The sequence below is a fragment of the Streptomyces sp. GS7 genome (assembly GCF_009834125.1).
Taxonomy (GTDB): Bacteria; Actinomycetota; Actinomycetes; order Streptomycetales; family Streptomycetaceae; genus Streptomyces.
This window is the reverse complement of record NZ_CP047146.1, coordinates 1,105,720-1,123,640: the sequence shown is the minus strand read 5'-3', so window position 1 is coordinate 1,123,640 and position 17,921 is coordinate 1,105,720. Positions and strand designations below refer to the sequence as shown.

Here is a 17,921-nt window from a genome sequence, read left to right as displayed (position 1 = left end):
TTCGCACTACGCGCCGGTGCCGAGGCCACTCAATACTGTGCGGGCCCGGTTCTCCGCATGATCCTCGACGACCAGGTCGGGGGTGATGCCCGCGCCGTCGACCGTGTGGCCGGAGGGGGTGCGGTAGTGGCCGACGGTCAGCTCGGCCACCGAGCCGTCCGCGAGCTCGCTGGGCATCTGGACCGAGCCCTTGCCGAACGTCGGGGCGCCGACCACCACCGCCCGGCCGCGGTCCTGGAGGGCGCCCGACAGCAGCTCGGCGGCGCTCATCGTGCCGCCGTCGACCAGGACGACCAGAGGGGTGCGGGTGTCGCCGGCGCGCTCCGCGTACAGGGCGCGCTGGCTGCCGCGGACGTCGTAGGTGGCGACCAGGCCGCCGTCCAGGAAGACCGACGCGGTGGCGACGGCCTCGGTGACCAGGCCGCCCGTGTTGCCGCGCAGGTCCAGCAGCAGCCCGTGCCGCCGGTCGGCGGCGGCGACCGCGCGGCGCACGGCCGCGCCGGTGCCCCTGGTGAACGCGGCGACCTTGATCCGGGTCGGGCCGCCGGCGCCGGCCGGGCGGTCCACGGTGACGTTCTGGGTGCGCAGCCGGGCGCGGTGCAGGGTCACGCTCCAGTGCCGGCCGGCCCGCTCCAGGTCCAGCCGGACGGGGGTGCCGGCCGCGGCCCGCGGGGAGCCCGCGCGGTCGTCGCCGCGCAGCCGGGCGACCGTCTCGGTGACCGGCCGCCCCCGGGAGGCCCGGCCGTCGATGGCGTCCAGGCGGTCCCCGACGGCGACCCCGGCGCGGGCGGCGGGGCTGCCGGGCTGGACCCGGGACACCACGACCAAGCCGCCGGTCCGCTGCCGCACCCACAGGCCGACGCCGACGTAGGCGCCGTCCAACTGCGCCTGGAAGTCCTCGAATTCCCCGGGGGTGTAGATCGCCGACCAGCGGTCGCCGCTGCGGCTGACCACCTCGGCGGCGGCCTGCGAACCGGACTTGCCGTCCGCTACGGCCTGCGCGGCGGCCCGTTCGACGGCCGCGCGGTCCGCCGCCGGCCCGGCCGGGCGCTCCGCGGCGGTCTGCTCCACGGCACCCTCGGCCTCGTCATGCCACGCCCCGGTCACCGCCCCCGTGGCCAGCACCCCGGCGAGGAGCAGTGTGAGGACCGCCCCGCGGCGGATGCGGCGGGGCCGGCCGTACGAACACGGGCCCGACATGCGGGTGAGTCTAGGCGACCGAAGGGCGCCGTACGGGGAGTTGTCCGTACGGCGCCCTTGGCGAAGCTCACACCTTGAGGTACTTGCGCAGCGCGAAGAACGCGGCGAGCGCGGGCATCAGCAGCCCGATGAGCAGCACCAGTGGCAGCACCGTGATCACCGAGTCCCAGCCGATGAAGTTGATCACCTGGATCTTCTTCGCCAGCCAGTTGTTGATGAGGAGGTACTTGCCGCCACCGATCAGCACGCACGCGAACACCGCGCCGAGCAGACCGGCGATGGCGGCCTCCAGGATGAACGGCATCTGGATGTAGAAGCTGGACGCTCCCACCAGCCGCATGATCCCGGTCTCCCGCCTGCGGCTGAACGCCGACACCCGCACGGTGTTGACGATCAGCATCAGCGCAACGACCAGCATCAGCCCCATCACGCACAGCGCGGCGATGTTCATGCCGTTGAGGAGGTTGAACAGGGGCTCAACGGTGTCCCGTTGGTCCTGCACCTGCTCGACGCCGGGCCGCTCCGAGAACGCCGACTTGATGACCGCGAACTTCGTCGGGTCCTTCAGCTTGACCCGGAAGGACTCCGGCAGCTGGTCGGGCGTCACCAGACCGGCGACCGGGGTGTCGCCGAACTGCTCCTTGTAGTGCTTGTACGCCTCGTCGCTGGACTCGTACTGCACGTTCTGCACGATCGGCAGCCGGTTCAGCTCGGCCTTGATGTCGTCCTTCTGCTGCTGGGTGGCCGCGCCCTTGGCGCAGTTGCCGGCCGTTTCGGCGTCGTTCTTGTTGCAGAAGAAGATGGAGACGTTGACCTTGTCGTACCAGTAGCCCTTCATGGTGCTGACCTGGTCCCGCATGAGCAGCGAGGCGCCGAACAGGCCGAGCGAGAGGGCTACCGAGACGATGACGGCGACGGTCATCGTGAGGTTTCGGCGGAGACCGACGCCGATCTCCGACAGGACGAACTGGGCGCGCATGGCGTCCTTTCAGTGCTGGTAGCCGTACACGCCGCGCGACTGGTCGCGTACGAGCCGGCCCTTCTCAAGTTCCATGACCCGCTTGCGCATCTGGTCGACGATCTGCTGGTCGTGGGTGGCCATGACCACCGTCGTGCCGGTCCGGTTGATCCGGTCCAGCAGCTTCATGATGCCGACGGAGGTCTGCGGGTCGAGGTTGCCGGTGGGCTCGTCCGCGATGAGCAGCATCGGGCGGTTGACGAAGGCCCGCGCGATGGCGACGCGCTGCTGCTCACCACCGGAGAGCTCACCCGGCATACGGTCCTCCTTACCGCCGAGGCCGACGAGTTCGAGGACTTCGGGCACGGTCTTGCGGATCTGCCCGCGCGGCCTGCCGATGACTTCCAGCGCGAAGGCGACGTTCTGCCCCACCGTCTTGTTGGGGAGCAGCCGGAAGTCCTGGAAGACCGTGCCCACCTGGCGCCGCATCTGCGGGACCTTCCAGTTGGAGAGCTTGGCGAGGTCCTTCCCCAGCACGTGCACGGCACCATGGCTGGCACGCTCCTCACGCAGGAGCAGCCGCAGGAAGGTGGACTTACCGGAGCCCGAGGAACCCACCAGGAAGACGAACTCGCCGCGCTCGATCTCCAGGGAGACATCCCTGAGGGCGGGGCGGTTCTGCTTCGGGTAGGTCTTGGAGACGTTGTCGAATCGGATCACTGATGCACCACGGTCGACCTCGGTAGGGGCACGGGATACCGGTGAGGGCTCCCGTCGGTGAGCGTGACCCTACGCGAACCTCGGGTGGCCGCGAAGCCGTCGTACGGGGTTGGTGCGTTTCGTCACGGCGCCTAGGGGGACAAAAGGCGCACAAACCCGCGGGGCGCGCCGTCCGGCCGCGGAGCTGGCACAGTGGTAGAGGGAACCATCGCGCCTCCTGGTGCGTTGGTGCAGTAAAGAAGGAGGTCGCATGACGTACGACCGGTTGGTGTGCGCCAATTGCGCGGCCCCCGTGAGCGAGGGCCGCTGCCCTGTGTGCCGGGCAAGCAGGGAACGGCTCCAGCAGCAAGCCGGTATTTTCGGCCAGCTCAACCCCGCGATGCTGGTGGCCCTGCTGATAGTGCTGGTCGCGCTCGCGGGAGTGCTGCGCCAGACCGTGGCGTAACGGCGCCCGCGCGCCGGTACGGCGGGCGGCGGCGCCGACCTTGAGCAGCCGGCCGCCGGCATGCGCGCGCACCGGGGTGCCCGAATTGCCGTGCCCGAACACCGAGGGGCCCGGGACGCATGCGTCCCGGGCCCCTCGTCGCGTACCGCGTCAGCGTCAGGCAGCCGCCGCGCCGCCGCCGTTCTTGTTGATCAGACGGGGCAGGATCCGGAAGCCCACGCCGCCGGCGATCATCGTGGCCGCGCCGATGATCAGGAAGGTGGTGCCGGACGAACCGGTCTCCGCCAGCTGACCGCCCTTGGCCTGCTGCTTGGCCTGACCCGGGGTGTCGACGACCTGGTCCTTGCCCTTGCCGGGCTGGTCGATCGGCTTGGAGCCCTGGTTGTCGGTGCCGGTGCCGGTGCTGTCGCCACCGGTGCTGCTGGTACCACCGGTGTTGCCGCCGGTCGTGGTGCTGCCGGTGGTGCCACCGTTGTCACCGCCGGTGGTGCTGCCGGTCGTACCGCCGGTGTTGCCACCGGTCGTGCCACCGTTGTCACCGCCGGTCGTGCCGCCGTTGTCGCCACCGGTCGTGCTGCCGGTGGTGCCACCGTTGTCGCCGCCGGTGGTGCTGCCGGTCGTACCGCCGGTGTTGCCACCGGTCGTGCCACCGTTGTCACCGCCGGTCGTGCTGCCAGTCGTGCCACCGGTGTTGCCGCCGGTCGTGCCGCCGGTGGTGCTGCCCGTGGTGCCGCCGGTCGTGCTGCCGGTCGTACCACCGGTGTTGCCACCGGTCGTGCCACCGTCGGTGGTGCTGCCGGTGGTACCGCCGGTGTTGCCACCGGTCGAGTCACCACCGTTGTCACCGCCGGTGCTGCCACCGTCGGTGGAGTCGCCACCACCGAAGATGCCACCGAGGAGGCCCCCGATGATGCCGTGGTCCTGGTGCTTGGCCTGGCCGACATTGTCGGTACCTGCGGCGGACGCCGCACCGGCGGCGGTGAGCGACGCACCGGCCGCGATCACCGCGCCGGCCGCAATGCGCGCTACGCGCAGCCGCGTCTTCTTCGTCATGTGCCTGCTACCCCCAGTAGCTCAACTCGTCAATGGAGCATCGCTGTACGGGGCAACGGCCGATGGGGGTACGCGAGTCCCGGCCCCGCACTGCCGGCGGGCCACTCATCTCCCCGTTCACACACGCGCCCCATGACATACGCATGCCGCGCCCAGCCTTCCCAGTTCTCCGAACATCGTCAAGGTCGATTAAAGGCCCGATGTCTGAATTGCCGTGGGATGGGCGATACATGGACGTACGACTGTGACCTAACCGCCACAGCAAAAAGCAACTGCCCCCCTCAGGGAGGCAGTTGCCGTGGGCTTTTGCGGCCTATTCCGCCTGCTGCTCCTGCTGCTTGCGCCAGCGGATACCGGCCTCCAGGAAGCCGTCGATGTCGCCGTCCAGGACGGACTGCGGGTTGCCGACCTCGAACTCCGTCCGCAGGTCCTTGACCATCTGGTACGGGTGCAGCACGTACGAACGCATCTGGTTGCCCCAGGAGTTGCCGCCGTCGCCCTTGAGGGCGTCCATCTTGGCCCGCTCCTCCTGGCGGCGCCGCTCCAGCAGCTTCGCCTGGAGGACGTTCATGGCGGTGGCCTTGTTCTGGATCTGCGAGCGCTCGTTCTGGCAGGAGACGACGATGCCGGTGGGGATGTGCGTCAGCCGGACCGCGGAGTCCGTGGTGTTGACGCCCTGGCCGCCGGGGCCCGAGGAGCGGTACACGTCCACCCGCAGGTCGGACTCGTCGATCTCGATGTGGTCGGTCTGCTCGACGACCGGCAGCACCTCGACGCCCGCGAAGGAGGTCTGGCGGCGGCCCTGGTTGTCGAACGGCGAGATCCGCACCAGGCGGTGCGTGCCCTGCTCCACGGAGAGCGTGCCGTAGGCGTAGGGCACCTGGACGACGAAGGTGGTCGACTTGATGCCGGCCTCTTCGGCGTACGAGGTCTCGTAGAGCTCGGTCTTGTGGCCGTGGCGCTCGGCCCAGCGCAGATACATCCGCTGGAGCTTCTCGGCGAAGTCCGCGGCGTCCACCCCGCCGGCCTCGGCGCGGATGCTGACCACGGCCTCGCGGGCGTCGTACTCGCCCGAGAGCAGCGTGCGGACCTCCAGCTCGTCGACCGCCTTGCGGACGGCGGCCAGCTCGCCCTCGGCCTCGGCGCGGGCGTCCTCGTCGCCCTCGGCCTCGGCGAGCTCGAAGAGCACCTCAAGGTCGTCGACGCGGCCGCGCAGCTCCTCGGCCCGGCGCAGCTGGCCCTGGAGGTAGGACAGCTGGCTGGTGATCTTCTGCGCGTTCTCCGGGTCGTCCCACAGGGACGGCGCCGCTGCCTGTTCCTCAAGCACGGCGACATCGGCCCTCATCTTGTCGAGGTCCAGGACGGCCTCGATCGACCCCATGGTCGAGGAGAGGGACTTCAGCTCTTCGGATACATCGACGACTGCCACGCACCCAGCCTAACGGCTGCCGCCGGCAACGTGGCCCGGCCCGGTGGCCCGGATCCGCCACAACCGGTGCTCGGCCGCCCGCCGCACCGCGTACGCCGGGGCGTCCCACCGGGGCGTCCCACCGTGTGTACGCAGCCCGGGGCGGCCCGTCACGGAGCGGTGCCGCCCGGCTGGTGCACGCCCGGGGTGGCGTCGCCCGGCTCGTCGCCGGACGAGGCCAGCCAGCCGCCGAGGGCCGCCGCCACGACCACGAGGGCGGCGGCCATGCCGAGCTTGACCCGGCGGCGGCGCACCACCTCGGCCGACGAGCGGTGCCGGGCCGAGCCCGCCCGGCGCTCGCCGGCGGCCCGCGGGGCGCGGGCGGTGCCGTGCGCGCCACCGGCCAGCTCGTCCGGGCCGGGGACCCGCATGCTGGTGTGCGTCTCCCGGTTGGAGTCCGGTGCCGACCCCTGGACCAGCGGGACCGCGCCCCGCGGCGGGCCGGCCTCGCCGGGCGCCGCGGCCGGGTACCGGGATTCCTCACGGGACCCCGCGGGGGCGCCGCCCTCCGCCTCGTCCTCGGGCTGGTCGCCCTCGGGTTCGTCGATGTCCAGCGGCGGCATACCGGCCAGGCCGGGCAGGATCTCGCGCAGCCGGGCGGCCAGCTCCGGGGCGCGCAGCCGGGACGCGGGCGCCTTGGCCAGGCACTGGATCAGCAGCTGCCACAGCTCGTCCGGGATCCCGGGCAGCGGGGCGACGCTCTCGGTGACATGGCGGCGCAGCACCGCACCGGGGTGCCCGCCCCCGAAGGGCGTGAAGCCGGCGAGCATCTCGTACAGGACCGTCGCCAGCGCGTAGACGTCCACCGAGGCGCGCGGCGGCAGCCCCTCGATGATCTCCGGGGCGAGGTAGTCGGGGGTGCCGATGACCTTGGTCGCGCGGGTTCTGCGGGGGGAGTCGACGAGCCGCGCGATACCGAAGTCGGTGAGCAGCGCGGGATGCGCGCCTCCCGGGCCGAGCGGGCCCTGCATGTCCAGCAGGACGTTCTCCGGCTTGACGTCGCGGTGCACGATGCGGGCCGCGTGCGCGGCGGCCAGGCCGTCGGCGACGTCGGCGGCGATGGCGACCGCCGCCTCCGGGGCCAGCCGGCGCTCGCGCTCCAGACGGGTGCGCAGGTCGGTGCCCCGTACGAGGTCCATGACCAGCGCCAGGTCGGCGCCGTCGACGACGAGGTCGCGGACGCCGACGACATGCGGGTGCTCCAGGCTCAGCAGCGCCGCCCGCTCCTGTACGAAGCGGCCGACGAGCTCCTGGTCGGAGGCGAGATCCTCACGCAACAGCTTGATGGCCACGGCCCCTTCGGGACCCTCGCCCAGCCATACCGTGCCGGCGCTGCCACGCCCCAGGATCTGGTGGGCGGTGTACCGGCTGCCGATCTTCCGTGCCAAGACTGCTCCGACGTGTCGGGCCCCCGAGCGTCCTGCGGGGGCTGAAGTTGGCGTCAAAGCTACGCGGGCGCCGGGGGGTTCAGTGCCCTGATTGGCGGCAACCTTCACTTCTGTACAGGAATTCGCCCGCCGGAAGTCGACAAATCCACGATGTCGCGCCGGTCCGTCCGTACGGGACGTCAGCCGCCGAGACTCTGTACGAAGTGCTGCACGCTCTTGAAGACGTCCCCGACCTGCGCGAAGAAGCCCTTGGTCGTCCCGATCCACTGCTGGAGCGGGGTGAACTCCCACACCAGCCAGCCCGCCACGAACAGCAGCAGCAGCGTGAACAGGCAGCCCTTGAGGCAGCCCAGACCGGGGATCCTCATCGGGTTGGCGCTGCGCGGACGCGGCTCGCGCCGGGGCCGGGGCTCCCGGGCCGGCGGGCGCTGCGGCTCGTAGTGCTGCGGCGGCGGCTCCTGGCGGCGCTGCGGGGCCGGCGGCCGCTGCTGCTGCTGCGCGTACGGGTCGGGCGGGCCGCCGTACTGCTGCGGGGCCGGGCGGCGCTGCGGACGGCGGCGCAGCGGGTCGTCCTCGGGGGAGAGGTACTGCACCTGGGTCTGCTCGTTGCGGTCCCGGGCGGCGCGGAGCTGCGACTCCCACGGGTGCGGGCCCTCGGGCTCGGGCGGGCCGGCCACGGGCACGCCCATGGGCATCGGGGGCACCGGCGGCATGGCGCGGGTCGGGGCGGGGCCGCCGGGCGCGCCCGTGGACGGCAGCACGCTGGTCGCCGCGGCCGGGTCGTAGGAGCCGGCGTTGGACGGGAGCACCTGGGTGGGGGCGGCGTCGCCGGCCCCCTGGCCACCGGCCGTACCGGGGACCGTGGCGGGCGCCGGGTCGGGCGCGAGCAGCGCGGCGACGCCCAGCGCGGCCTCGGCCTGGGCCGGGGTGGCGTGCACCCCGATGCCGGCCGCGACGGTGCGCAGCCCGCGGGCGAGGTTCTCGGCGCTGGGGCGCTCCTCCGGCTGCTTGCGCAGGCAGCGCTCGATGATCGTCCAGAGCGGCTCGGGCACCGACCCGGGGCGGCGCGGCTCCTCGCTGAGGTGCTTGTGCAGCACCTCCAGGGCGGTCGCGCCGGCGAACGGGGGCCGGCCGGTGACCAGTTCGTACAGCAGGATGCCGGCGCCGTAGATGTCCACGGCGGAGGTCTGCGGACGGCCCTCGGCGGACTCCGGCGCCACGTAGGCGGGAGTGCCGACGAACTCGTGCGTACGGGTCAGGCCCGGGGAGTCGGCGAGCCGCGCGATACCGAAGTCGGTCAGCATCGGGTGCATCTCGCTGCTGCCGTCGGAGCCGGCGAGCAGCACGTTCGCGGGCTTGAGGTCGCGGTGGACGACGCCGTCGGCGTGGCTGGCGGCCAGCGCGTCGGCGATCTGCGCGGTCAGCAGCGAGGCCGCGACCGGGCTGAAGGGGCCGTTGTCGCGGAGGTAGCGGTGCAGGTCGGGGCCGTCGACCAGGTCCATGACCAGCGCCAGCAGATCGCCCTCGACGACCAGGTCGCGGGTGCGGACGATGTTGGGGTGGGTGAGCCGCAGCAGGACGGAGCGCTCCCGCAGGAACCGCATCACCACATCCGCGTCGGACGCCAGCTCCTCCTTGAGGACCTTGATCGCGACGGTCTCGCCGGGCTGTCCCGGCACGGCGGCCTCGGCACCGGCCGCCTCCCGCTGGCGGGCGCGCCAGACGGTGCCCGTGGCGCCGCGCCCCAGCGGCTCCTCGAGCAGGTACTTGCTGCCTACCGGCCGCACGTCATGCGCTCCCTGGTCGTGGTCGATCCTTGCCCGGCCCGCACTGGGTCAGCTGGCGGCCCGTCCGCCCCACTGTAGTGCCGTCGCACAGACATCCCGGTGCGGCGCTCACTGGTGAGGCTCGTGGGGAAGACGCGCGTTCCGGGCGGTTGGTTGCCCGGGCCGGGAGCGGCGTGCGCCGGCCGGGTCAACAGCGCGCGGACCGCCCGCGGCCGTCCGCCTCCCTGATGACCGGTGATCGAAAACGTCCGATTCACTGCGCGTAAGCAGGTAGTTTTCCGCCGTCCGACGACCAATCAAGATCATCAATCGGCGGGCGGCGGGCGTGTTGTCAGTGGCAGGTGCGAGGATGCATCCCAGCACGCACGCGGTGGGGGCGCGCGATTCCTGTCGCGACGTGCACATGGGACTTGTACGTGCCGACGTGCTCGGGTGCCGTGGGGGAGCGAGCTGGGCCCCTGCCGGATGCCCGGCAGAAGGGACCGTAGACGGCGATGCAGATCCGGCTGACCGTCCTCGGGCCGCGCAGCGGCCACACCACGCGGGCCTGCGACGTGCTCGTGACGGCCCCCGCCGGGACCGCCCTGGCGTCGGTGGCCGGCTCCCTCGCGGCCTCCGTGGCGGGCGCCGGCGCGGATGTCGGCGCCGCCGGCGGCAGCGCGCCCGTCGTGCTCTACGCCGGATCCGAGCGGCTCGACCCGCAGCGCGCCGCGATCGGCGAGCCGCCGCTGATCGACGGCGCGGTCCTCTCCCTCCAGGGCCCCGGCCCCGCCCCCGCCCACGGCCTGCCGCACGGCTCCGCCCGGCTCCGCGTGGTCTCCGGCCCGGACGCCGGCGGGGTACACCTGCTGCACGGCGGCCAGATCCGCATCGGCCGCTCCGCCGACGCGGACGTCCCGCTGGACGACCCGGACGTCTCCCGGCTGCACTGCGCCGTCACCGTCGAGCCGGACGGGTCGGTTTACGTGGCCGACCTGCGCTCCACGAACGGCACCGCGGTCGACGGCGCCGAACTCGGCGAGCGGGAAGCCGCGCTGCGCCCCGGCGCCCTGCTCCGCATCGGCGAATCGGCCCTGCGGCTCCAGGCCGCCCCCAGCACCCCCGATCCGGCACTCGGCGTCACACCCGACGGAGAGGGCCACCTCCGGGTGGCCCCCGGGACGGCGGACGGCGCCCCCGCACCGCACACCGCAGCCGCCCCGGAAACCGGCGCGCGCGCCTCCGGCACCGGCCACTCGTCCCTCGGCGCCGCCCCGTATCCGGCACCCGGCGACGCGTACGGCCCCCCGGCCGCCGCCGCTCCCGTACCGGCCCCCCGCGGCAGCACCGCCCACGGCGGCACGGCCCGCCGGGACACCCCGCTGCGCGGCACCCCGGCCCCGTCCGCCGGCGGCCCGCGCGGCACGACCACCGGCGGATACGGCTCCGGGCCGCGGGGCTCCCTCTCCACCGCCCCGGGCCCGGCCGCCGCCCCGTACGGTTCGACCACCCCCGGCGGCACGCCCCCCGTACGGCACGACCGGGCGGCCCCGGACACCCAGGAGATCCTCGGCTCCCGCACCGCGCCCGACGGCCGCGGACCCGACGATTCCGGCCGCGGCCACGGCCACCCCGTCGCCGACACCGCGCCGGCCGCCGACCAGACCCACGGCGGCCAGCAGTCCCTGGCACCCGCCGACCCGGTGACCCGTAAGGCGGGCCGCCGGGGCGGCATCGGGGCCTGGGCACGGCGGCTGGCCGGCGGGCGCCCCGCCGTGGAGCCCTTGGACGGCACCCTGGATGCGGAGGCCGGTCCGGCCGCCGGACCGGCCGGCGCCCCCTCCCGTACGGCCGCCGACGAGGGCCCTGCCGCACCGCCTGCCGGACCCGCCGCCCACGAACGCTGGCCGGACGCCGCCGCGATCCTGCTCACCGCGCTCGGGCCGGGCCCCCACCTCTGGGAGCGCGGACCGGACCACCCGGACGCCCTCGCCGTCCGCCTCGGCACGGAGGACGGGCCCGGCGGCCGGTCCGCGGTGCCGGTCACCGTGGAACTGCGCCGGGCCGGCGCCCTGGGACTGGCCGGTCCGCGGGCGCGGCTCGCCGGACTGGCGCGGTCCGCCGTCGCCCAGCTCGCCGCGCTGCACTCCCCCGGGATGCTGGAGATCGTGCTGATCAGCACGGACCGGTCGCGCAGCACCGAGGAGCGGGTCGCCGACTGGTCCTGGCTGGGCTGGCTGCCGCACGTCCGCCCGGCCCACGGCCAGGACTGCCGGCTGCTGCTCGCCTACGACAAGGAGCAGGCCACCGCCCGTACCGCCGAACTGGTGCGGCGGCTGGACGACAGCCCGCTGGGACCCTCCTGGGCCAGCGCCGAACGCTCCGACGTGGCCGCCGCGGCGGCCCGCCATGAGGGGGCGTACACCCTCGTCATCGTGGACGGCGACCCCGGCTCGTCCGCGCTGCGCGAGACCACGGCGCGGCTGGCGGCGGGCGGCCCGGCCTGCGGAATCCACCTGCTCTGCCTGGCCGAGACCCCGGCCGCCACGCCGGCCTTCCCGCTGGCCGCGACGTACGAGGCGGCACGGGCGGCGTCACCGGCGTTCGGCGAGTGCGGGGCGGTGGCCGTGCTCAGCGGCGACGTCGCCACGGCGCTGCGCGTCGTCCAGCCGGGCTCCGGGCCGAACGGCACGGTCGCGACGGTGGACGCGGTCTCCGGCGCCTGGGCGGAGCGTTTCGCCAGGGCGCTGGCCCCGCTGCGGGAGACCGAGGCGGGCGGCGCCGGCGGGCCGTCGGTGCACCGCGCGGCCGTCCCGCTGCCCGACACGGCGCGGCTGCTGGACGAGTTGGGGCTGGCCCGCGCCACACCCGCGTCCCTGATGGCGCGTTGGGCGGCCGCCCTGGACACCGACCGGCCGGGCGCCGCCGCGGTGCTCGGCGCCGGCCCGCACGGCCCGCTGGTCGCCGATCTCGCCGCCGACCACACCCATCTGCTCCTGGAGGGCGCGGCGGCCACCGGCAAGACCGAGCTGCTGCGGTCCCTGGCCGCCTCGCTCGCCGCCGCGGACCGCCCGGACCTGCTGTCGCTGGTCCTGGTGGACGGCGGCGGCAGCGAACGCGGCGAGGGCCTGCGGCTGTGCACGGACCTCCCGCACGTGACGACCTATCTGGCCGCCTCCGACCCGGTGCGCATGCGGGAGTTCGCCCAGGCCCTGTCCTCCGAACTCAAACGGCGCGCGGAAATACTGGCCGGCACGCCCTTCGCCGACTGGCGCGCCAAGCACCTCCCGGCGCCCCGCATCATCGCCCCGCGCCGCTCCGCCGAGACCACCGGCCCCGCCACCCTCGGTGACACTCCGCAGGAACAAATCACTCTCCGTAATCGTTGCCGTAACAATGAGGAAAGCGGCACACCGGCGGACCCTTCAGAAACCGGCACACTCCGCCTGCGGTCCCGCAACGGCGCCCCGGGCACCCCGCCCCCGGGCACCGCGGGCTCCTCCGATCCCGCCGTGGCCGCCGCCCCCATGCCCCGCCTCTTCGTGCTCGTCGACGACTTCGACGCCCTGGTCTCCCCCGCCCTCGGCAGCACGGGCCGCCCGGCCGCCGGCTCCGTGGTGCGCGCCCTGGAGGCGGTGGCCCGGGACGGCGCGGACCTGGGCGTCCACCTGATAGCCGCCACCGGCCACCCGGACCGCACGGACGGCACCGCGACCGCCGAACGGGCCGGTCTGCGCATCCAGTTGGGCTCCGCCGCCGACCCGTCCGAGCCGGTACCGCCGGGACGCGGACGGCTGCACCGCGCGGAGGACGGCTCCTCGACGCCGTTCCAGGCGGGCCGGGTCACCGGACGCATACCTCGTACGTCCACGCTCCGGCCGACCGTGGTGCCCCTGGAGTGGCCGCGGATGGGCGACCCGCCGGCCCGGCGCCCGCTGCGCGAACTGGGCAACGGCCCGACGGACCTGGCCCTGCTGGCCAGCGCGCTGCAGCGCGCCGCCCAGTCCTCGGGGGCGCCGGCAACTCCGCCACTGGTGTAGCTGCTGTTGTAGCTGCCGCAAGAGGGCGGGCTTTCGGGGCGGCGAGCAGGGTTTCGGGGCGCCGTTGGGGCCTGCGCCGTGGGGGTCGGCGGTGGGGCCTGGGCTGCGGGGGGGCGGTGGCGGGCCGTCCCGACACATGTCCCACCGTCCGTAACAGCCCCATCACAAATGGGCAGTTGGCCGGGAAGGCGGTATTGCGGAGCCGGTGGTGGGGGCGTAGGACTGTCGCACACCGTACGCGTACACGACAGGGCACAGGTACCCGGCAGGGCACAGCGACCCAGTAGGGCACAGGTACCCGGCAGGGGACGGCTATCCGACAGGGGACGGCGCGGCGCGGCCGTATGCAGGCATGCACGGCCGTGGGCAACGTAAACGTAGGCGAATCGGCAGTTGACGAGCGGCGGCAGAAGCAAGGCGCGCAGTAGGCAGCGGCGGGCAGCGGAAGCAGACAGCAGTAGCGGACGGTAGAAACCGAAGCGGACGGCAGCGCGGCTTCGTACACGCGGCTGAGCGCGGCCTGGTGCACGCAGGTGCCAAATGTCAGGTACCAGGTGCCAGGTGCGAAGCATCAGGGATCGGGTGCCAGCGGCGCCGGGTTGTCCGCGTCGTGCACCGCTTGGTGCCGGGACCACCGCACCACCACGCACGGCTTCGTACCAGTAGCACGCACCACTTGCTTGCACGGCCGGCACCGCTTCGTACGGCGACCGCGCACCGCTTCGTACCACCGGCGGGTACTGCTCCGGACGGCGAGCGGCAAGCGGCGGGCAGTGGCGGGAGAGGCACTGCAGGCGCAGCGACGAGCACGGCAGGCGCGGCGACGAGGGGTTGCGGGGATGCGCAGAGGAATGGACCGGACGGGCTTACGGGGTGCTGCCGCGTTGGCGGCGGTCACCACGCTGGCGCTGGGGCTGGCCGCCTGCGGTGGCGGTGGCAGTGGCAGCGGTGGTGGAAGTGGGGGCGGGACCAAGGGCGGTGGGACGGTGCCCACGGTGCAGCTGCCGAAGCTCGGCGGGCAGCGGTTGCAGGTCACGGCGGTGTGGACGGGGGCCGAGCGGGAGAACTTCACCAAGGTTCTGGCGGAGTTCGAGAAGCGGACCGGCGCCAAGGTCGACTTCGTACCGAGCGGGGACGACATGGCCGGGTTCGTCGGGTCGAAGATCGCGGGTGGCGGGCCGCCGGATGTGGCCATGCTGCAGCAGGTCGGCGTGCTGAACGAGTTCGCGCAGAAGGGGTGGCTGAAGCCGCTGGGTGCGGAGGCCAAGGCGCAGTTGGCGAAGAACTTCAGCAAGGGGTGGCGGGATCTGGGTGCGCACAAGGGCACCGAGTACGGGGTGTACTTCAAGGCCAGCAACAAGTCGCTGGTCTGGTACAACGCCAAGGTCTTCCAGAACGCGGGGGTTACGGAGCCCGGTACCTGGCCGCAGTTCCTGAAGACGGCGGAGACGATTGCCGAGTCGGGTGTGGAGCCGGTCTCGGTGGGCGGGTCGGACGGCTGGACGCTGACCGACTGGTTCGAGAACGTCTATCTTTCGCAGGCGGGTCCGGAGAAGTACGACCAGCTGGCCAAGCACGACATCAAGTGGACCGACCCGTCCGTGAAGCAGGCGCTGACCACCCTCGGCCAGCTCTTCGGGCGCAAGGAACTGCTGGCGGGCGGCAATACGGGCGCTCTGCAGACGGACTTCCCGACGTCGGTGACGCAGACGTTCAGCGGGGGTGACACCCCCAAGGCCGCGATGGTCTCGTCGGCCGACTACGCCGCGGCGAACATCGCGCAGACGAAGACGAAGGTCGGCACGGACGCCAAGGTGTTCCCGTTCCCGGCGGTGGGCGCGAAGTCGCCGGTGGTGACCGGCGGGGACGCGGCGGTGGCCCTGAAGGACAGCAAGGCGGCGCAGGCGCTGCTGACGTTCCTGGCGTCGACGGACGCGGCCAGGATCTGGGCGCAGGCGGGCGGGTTCGTCTCGGCCAACAAGGAGCTGGACCAGGCCGCGTACGCCGATGACGTGATGCGCAAGATCGCCAAGGCGCTGATCGCGGCGGGGGACGGTTTCCGCTTCGACATGTCCGACCAGGCGCCCGCGTCGTTCGGCGGCAAGCCGGGCCAGGGCGAGTGGAAGGACCTGCAGGACTTCCTGAAGAACCCGAAGGATGTCGCGGGTACGCAGGCGCAGTTGGAGACGGACGCGGCGAAGGCGTTCGGGCACTGAGCGGGCATGAGAGGGCATGAGGGGGCATGAGATGGCGCGGGTGTCCGTGTTCCGGTCCCTGTTCCGGTCCCTGTTCCGGTCCCTGTTCCGGTCCCTGTTCCGGTCCCTGTTCCGGTCCCTGTTCGGGTTCGCGTCCACGTCCGTGTGCACGGCCGTGTCCGTGCCCGTGTGCGTGCCCGTCACGATGAGCACCGGGAGGACGTCACGATGAGTGAGGCGGACGTACCGGCCGGGGTGGAGGCCACGGACGTACCGGCCGGGGCGGCGGCCGGTGGGGGTGCCCGGCGGCGGCGTGGTGTCAGTGGGACGCGGGCCTGGGTGGCGGCGGTGTTCCTGCTGCCGGCGCTGGTGCTGCTCGGTGCGCTGGTGGTCTATCCCATCGGGTTCTCGGTCTACCGGAGTCTGTTCGACGCGTCCGGCAACGGCTTTGTGGGGCTGGGCAATTACGGGCGGATGTTCTCGGACGACGGCATCCGGACCGCGTTGCGGAACAACGTGGTGTGGGTGGTGGTCGCGCCTGCGGTGTCGACGGCGCTCGGGTTGATCTTCGCGGTGCTGACGGAGCGGGTGCGCTGGGGCACCGCGTTCAAGCTGGTGGTGTTCATGCCGATGGCGATCTCGATGCTGGCGGCGGGGATCATCTTCCGGCTGGTGTACGACCAGGATCCGCAGCGCGGGGTGGCGAACGCGGTGTGGGTGGCGGTGCACGACACGTTCGCCGCGCCGGCGCCGTTCCCGGGGGCCAAGCCGCGGCCGAACGCGGATCTGCGGCCGTCCGGCGGCGGTTCGTTCACCACGGCGTCGGTGGTCCGGGCCGGGTCGCCGGTGAAGCTGCCGCTGGTGGCGGTGCAGCCGGGGGACGTACGGGGCGCGAAGCAGGCGGTGGCGGCCGGGGCGCGGCCGGGCATGGTGACCGGGACGGCCTGGCTGGATTTCACCCGGGGCGGCGGTGGGCGGCCGAATGTCATCGACCCGGGTGAGAAGGCGCTGGCCGGGCTGACGGTGCAGGCGGTCCGGGACGGGGCGGTGGTCGCCTCGGCGACGACGGCGGCGGACGGGACGTTCGCGCTGCCGGCGGAGAAGGCGGTGGGGGCGCGGATCCGGTTGCCGGGGGCGGATTTCGCGGCGGCGTACAACGGTGTGGACTGGCTGGGTCCGGCGCTGGTCACCCCGGCCATCATCGGCAGTTATGTGTGGATGTGGGCCGGTTTCGCGATGGTGTTGATCGCGGCGGGGCTGGCGGGGGTGCCGCGGGAGCTGCTGGAGGCGGCCCGGGTGGACGGGGCCGGCGAGTGGCAGGTGTTCCGCCGGATCACGGTGCCGCTGCTGGCGCCGGTGCTGGTGGTGGTGCTGGTCACGCTGATGATCAATGTGCTGAAGATCTTCGACCTGGTGTACATCATCGCGCCGGGTTCCAGTCTCCGGTCCGCCAATGTGCTGGCGTTGCAGCTCTTCCAGTCCTCGTTCGGTACGGATGTCAACGAGGGGCTGGGTAGTGCGATCGCCGTATTCCTGCTGCTGCTCGTGCTGCCGGTGATGTACGTCAATCTCCGGCGCCTACGGAAGGAGCGTCGCCGATGACGACCGTGGACGGGGCCGTGGGCGCGGGTGCGGGCGATGGCGCCGCCGGCCGCCGGGCCGCCGGGCGCGGGGTGCCGCGGGGCGGCCGGGGGCCGCTGGGCGCGCGGCTCGCGGCGCGGGCCGGCGGCGGTGCGGTGCGGGTCTTCCTGGTGCTGGTGGCGCTGTTCTGGCTGATGCCGTCGGTCGGGCTGCTGCTGTCGTCGCTGCGCACTCCGGCGCAGATCGCCGAGTCCGGTTGGTGGCAGGTGTTCACCAGGCCGGCGCAGATCACGTTCGACAACTACGGTCAGCTGCTGTCCAACGGGAAGGTGATGGGGTCGCTGCTGACGACCGCGGAGATCACGGTGCCGGCGACGGTGCTGGTGGTGGTCATCGGGGCGTTGGCGGGCTATGCCTTCGCCTGGCTGGACTTTCCGGGGCGGGACGGCTGGTTCATGGTGGTCGTGGGGCTGCTGGTGGTGCCGGTGCAGGTGGCGCTGGTTCCGGTGGCGAAGCTGTTCGGTGCGGTCGGGCTGTTCGAGACGACGGCCGGGGTGGTCCTCTTCCATACGGCGTTCGGGCTGCCGTTCGCGGTGTTCCTGCTGCGGAACTTCTTCGCGGAGATCCCGCGGGAGCTGCTGGAGGCGGCGCGGCTGGACGGGGCGGGCGAACTGCGGCTGTTCACGCGGGTGGTGATGCCGTTGGGGGGTCCGGCGATCGCGTCGCTGGGGATCTTCCAGTTCCTGTGGGTGTGGAACGACATGCTGATCGCGCTGATCTTCGCGGACAGCGGGCATCCGCCGATCACGGTGGCGCTCCAGCAGGAGGTGCGGCAGTTCGGCAACAACATCGATGTGCTGGCGCCGGGTGCGTTCCTGTCGATGGTGGTGCCGCTGATCGTCTTCTTCGCGTTCCAGCGGCAGTTCGTGTCCGGGGTGATGGCGGGCGCGGTGAAGTGAGGCGGGTGACGTAGGGGCGGTGCGGTAAGGGCGGGGACGCGGGACCGCCGTGCGGAAGGTGCGGCAGGTACGCGGATCGGTACGGGAAGTACGCGGATCGGTGCCGGATCGGTGCGGGATCGGTGGGGGCCGATCCGCAGGCGTGACC

General features: G+C 73.0%; 12 protein-coding genes. 5 read left to right on the top strand and 7 right to left on the bottom strand.

Annotation, left to right across the window (positions count from 1 at the left end):
- Positions 1–6: 6 nt before the first annotated feature.
- The 3 genes from GR130_RS04675 to ftsE all read right to left on the bottom strand — a co-directional run bounded on the left by GR130_RS04675 (position 7) and on the right by ftsE (position 2,878).
- Positions 7–1,200 (bottom strand): S41 family peptidase, encoded by a 1,194-nt coding sequence (locus GR130_RS04675; RefSeq protein ID WP_159503523.1) that lies wholly within the window; start codon positions 1,198–1,200, stop codon positions 7–9.
- 67 nt (positions 1,201–1,267) lie between these two features.
- Positions 1,268–2,179, bottom strand: a complete 912-nt coding sequence (gene ftsX, locus GR130_RS04670; RefSeq protein ID WP_159503522.1) for a permease-like cell division protein FtsX — start codon at positions 2,177–2,179, stop codon at positions 1,268–1,270.
- Between the two features lie 9 nt (positions 2,180–2,188).
- Positions 2,189–2,878: a cell division ATP-binding protein FtsE gene (gene ftsE, locus GR130_RS04665; protein WP_159503521.1), complete on the bottom strand. Its 690-nt coding sequence runs from the start codon at positions 2,876–2,878 to the stop codon at positions 2,189–2,191.
- 250 nt (positions 2,879–3,128) lie between these two features.
- Between ftsE and GR130_RS04660 the strand changes: the two genes are divergently transcribed.
- Entirely contained in the window at positions 3,129–3,323 is a 195-nt protein-coding gene (locus tag GR130_RS04660; protein ID WP_159503520.1) for a hypothetical protein, read from the top strand.
- Positions 3,324–3,479: 156 nt separating this feature from the next.
- Here the strand turns inward: GR130_RS04660 and GR130_RS04655 are convergent, their stop codons facing one another.
- The 4 genes from GR130_RS04655 to GR130_RS04640 all read right to left on the bottom strand — a co-directional run bounded on the left by GR130_RS04655 (position 3,480) and on the right by GR130_RS04640 (position 9,019).
- Positions 3,480–4,376 carry a hypothetical protein gene (locus GR130_RS04655; protein WP_159503519.1) on the bottom strand — a complete coding sequence of 299 codons (897 nt, stop codon included), beginning with the start codon at positions 4,374–4,376 and terminating at the stop codon, positions 3,480–3,482.
- A gap of 313 nt (positions 4,377–4,689) precedes the next feature.
- Complete coding sequence (prfB, locus tag GR130_RS04650; RefSeq protein WP_159503518.1) at positions 4,690–5,805, bottom strand: peptide chain release factor 2; 1,116 nt, start codon at positions 5,803–5,805, stop codon at positions 4,690–4,692.
- A gap of 149 nt (positions 5,806–5,954) precedes the next feature.
- On the bottom strand, positions 5,955–7,232 hold the full coding sequence (locus tag GR130_RS04645; RefSeq protein WP_159503517.1) for a serine/threonine-protein kinase: 1,278 nt from the start codon (positions 7,230–7,232) through the stop codon (positions 5,955–5,957).
- Between the two features lie 179 nt (positions 7,233–7,411).
- Positions 7,412–9,019, bottom strand: coding sequence for a serine/threonine-protein kinase (locus GR130_RS04640; RefSeq protein ID WP_159503516.1), 1,608 nt, complete (start codon positions 9,017–9,019; stop codon positions 7,412–7,414).
- 494 nt (positions 9,020–9,513) lie between these two features.
- On the opposite strand from GR130_RS04640, the gene GR130_RS04635 reads away from it, so the two are divergent.
- From GR130_RS04635 to GR130_RS04620, 4 genes are all read left to right on the top strand, one after another.
- A complete protein-coding gene (locus tag GR130_RS04635; protein ID WP_159503515.1) occupies positions 9,514–13,038 on the top strand; it encodes an FHA domain-containing protein in 3,525 nt (1,174 codons plus the stop codon).
- A gap of 839 nt (positions 13,039–13,877) precedes the next feature.
- On the top strand, positions 13,878–15,254 hold the full coding sequence (locus tag GR130_RS04630; protein WP_159503514.1) for an ABC transporter substrate-binding protein: 1,377 nt from the start codon (positions 13,878–13,880) through the stop codon (positions 15,252–15,254).
- 207 nt (positions 15,255–15,461) lie between these two features.
- Complete coding sequence (locus GR130_RS04625) at positions 15,462–16,835, top strand: carbohydrate ABC transporter permease (RefSeq protein ID WP_159503513.1); 1,374 nt, start codon at positions 15,462–15,464, stop codon at positions 16,833–16,835.
- Complete coding sequence (locus GR130_RS04620) at positions 16,832–17,773, top strand: carbohydrate ABC transporter permease (protein ID WP_159503512.1); 942 nt, start codon at positions 16,832–16,834, stop codon at positions 17,771–17,773. Before GR130_RS04625 ends, GR130_RS04620 begins: the two co-directional genes overlap by 4 nt.
- Positions 17,774–17,921 lie beyond the last annotated feature (148 nt).

Bases quoted from the DNA above. Each gene is read 5' to 3' on its own strand.
- GR130_RS04635 (WP_159503515.1), top strand. From the start codon at position 9,514: ATGCAGATCCGGCTGACCGTCCTCGGGCCGCGCAGCGGCCACACCACG.
- GR130_RS04655 (WP_159503519.1), bottom strand. From the start codon at position 4,376: ATGACGAAGAAGACGCGGCTGCGCGTAGCGCGCATTGCGGCCGGCGCG.
- GR130_RS04660 (WP_159503520.1), top strand. From the start codon at position 3,129: ATGACGTACGACCGGTTGGTGTGCGCCAATTGCGCGGCCCCCGTGAGC.
- GR130_RS04675 (WP_159503523.1), bottom strand. From the start codon at position 1,200: ATGTCGGGCCCGTGTTCGTACGGCCGGCCCCGCCGCATCCGCCGCGGG.
- GR130_RS04630 (WP_159503514.1), top strand. From the start codon at position 13,878: ATGCGCAGAGGAATGGACCGGACGGGCTTACGGGGTGCTGCCGCGTTG.
- GR130_RS04625 (WP_159503513.1), top strand. From the start codon at position 15,462: ATGAGTGAGGCGGACGTACCGGCCGGGGTGGAGGCCACGGACGTACCG.
- ftsX (WP_159503522.1), bottom strand. From the start codon at position 2,179: ATGCGCGCCCAGTTCGTCCTGTCGGAGATCGGCGTCGGTCTCCGCCGA.
- GR130_RS04620 (WP_159503512.1), top strand. From the start codon at position 16,832: ATGACGACCGTGGACGGGGCCGTGGGCGCGGGTGCGGGCGATGGCGCC.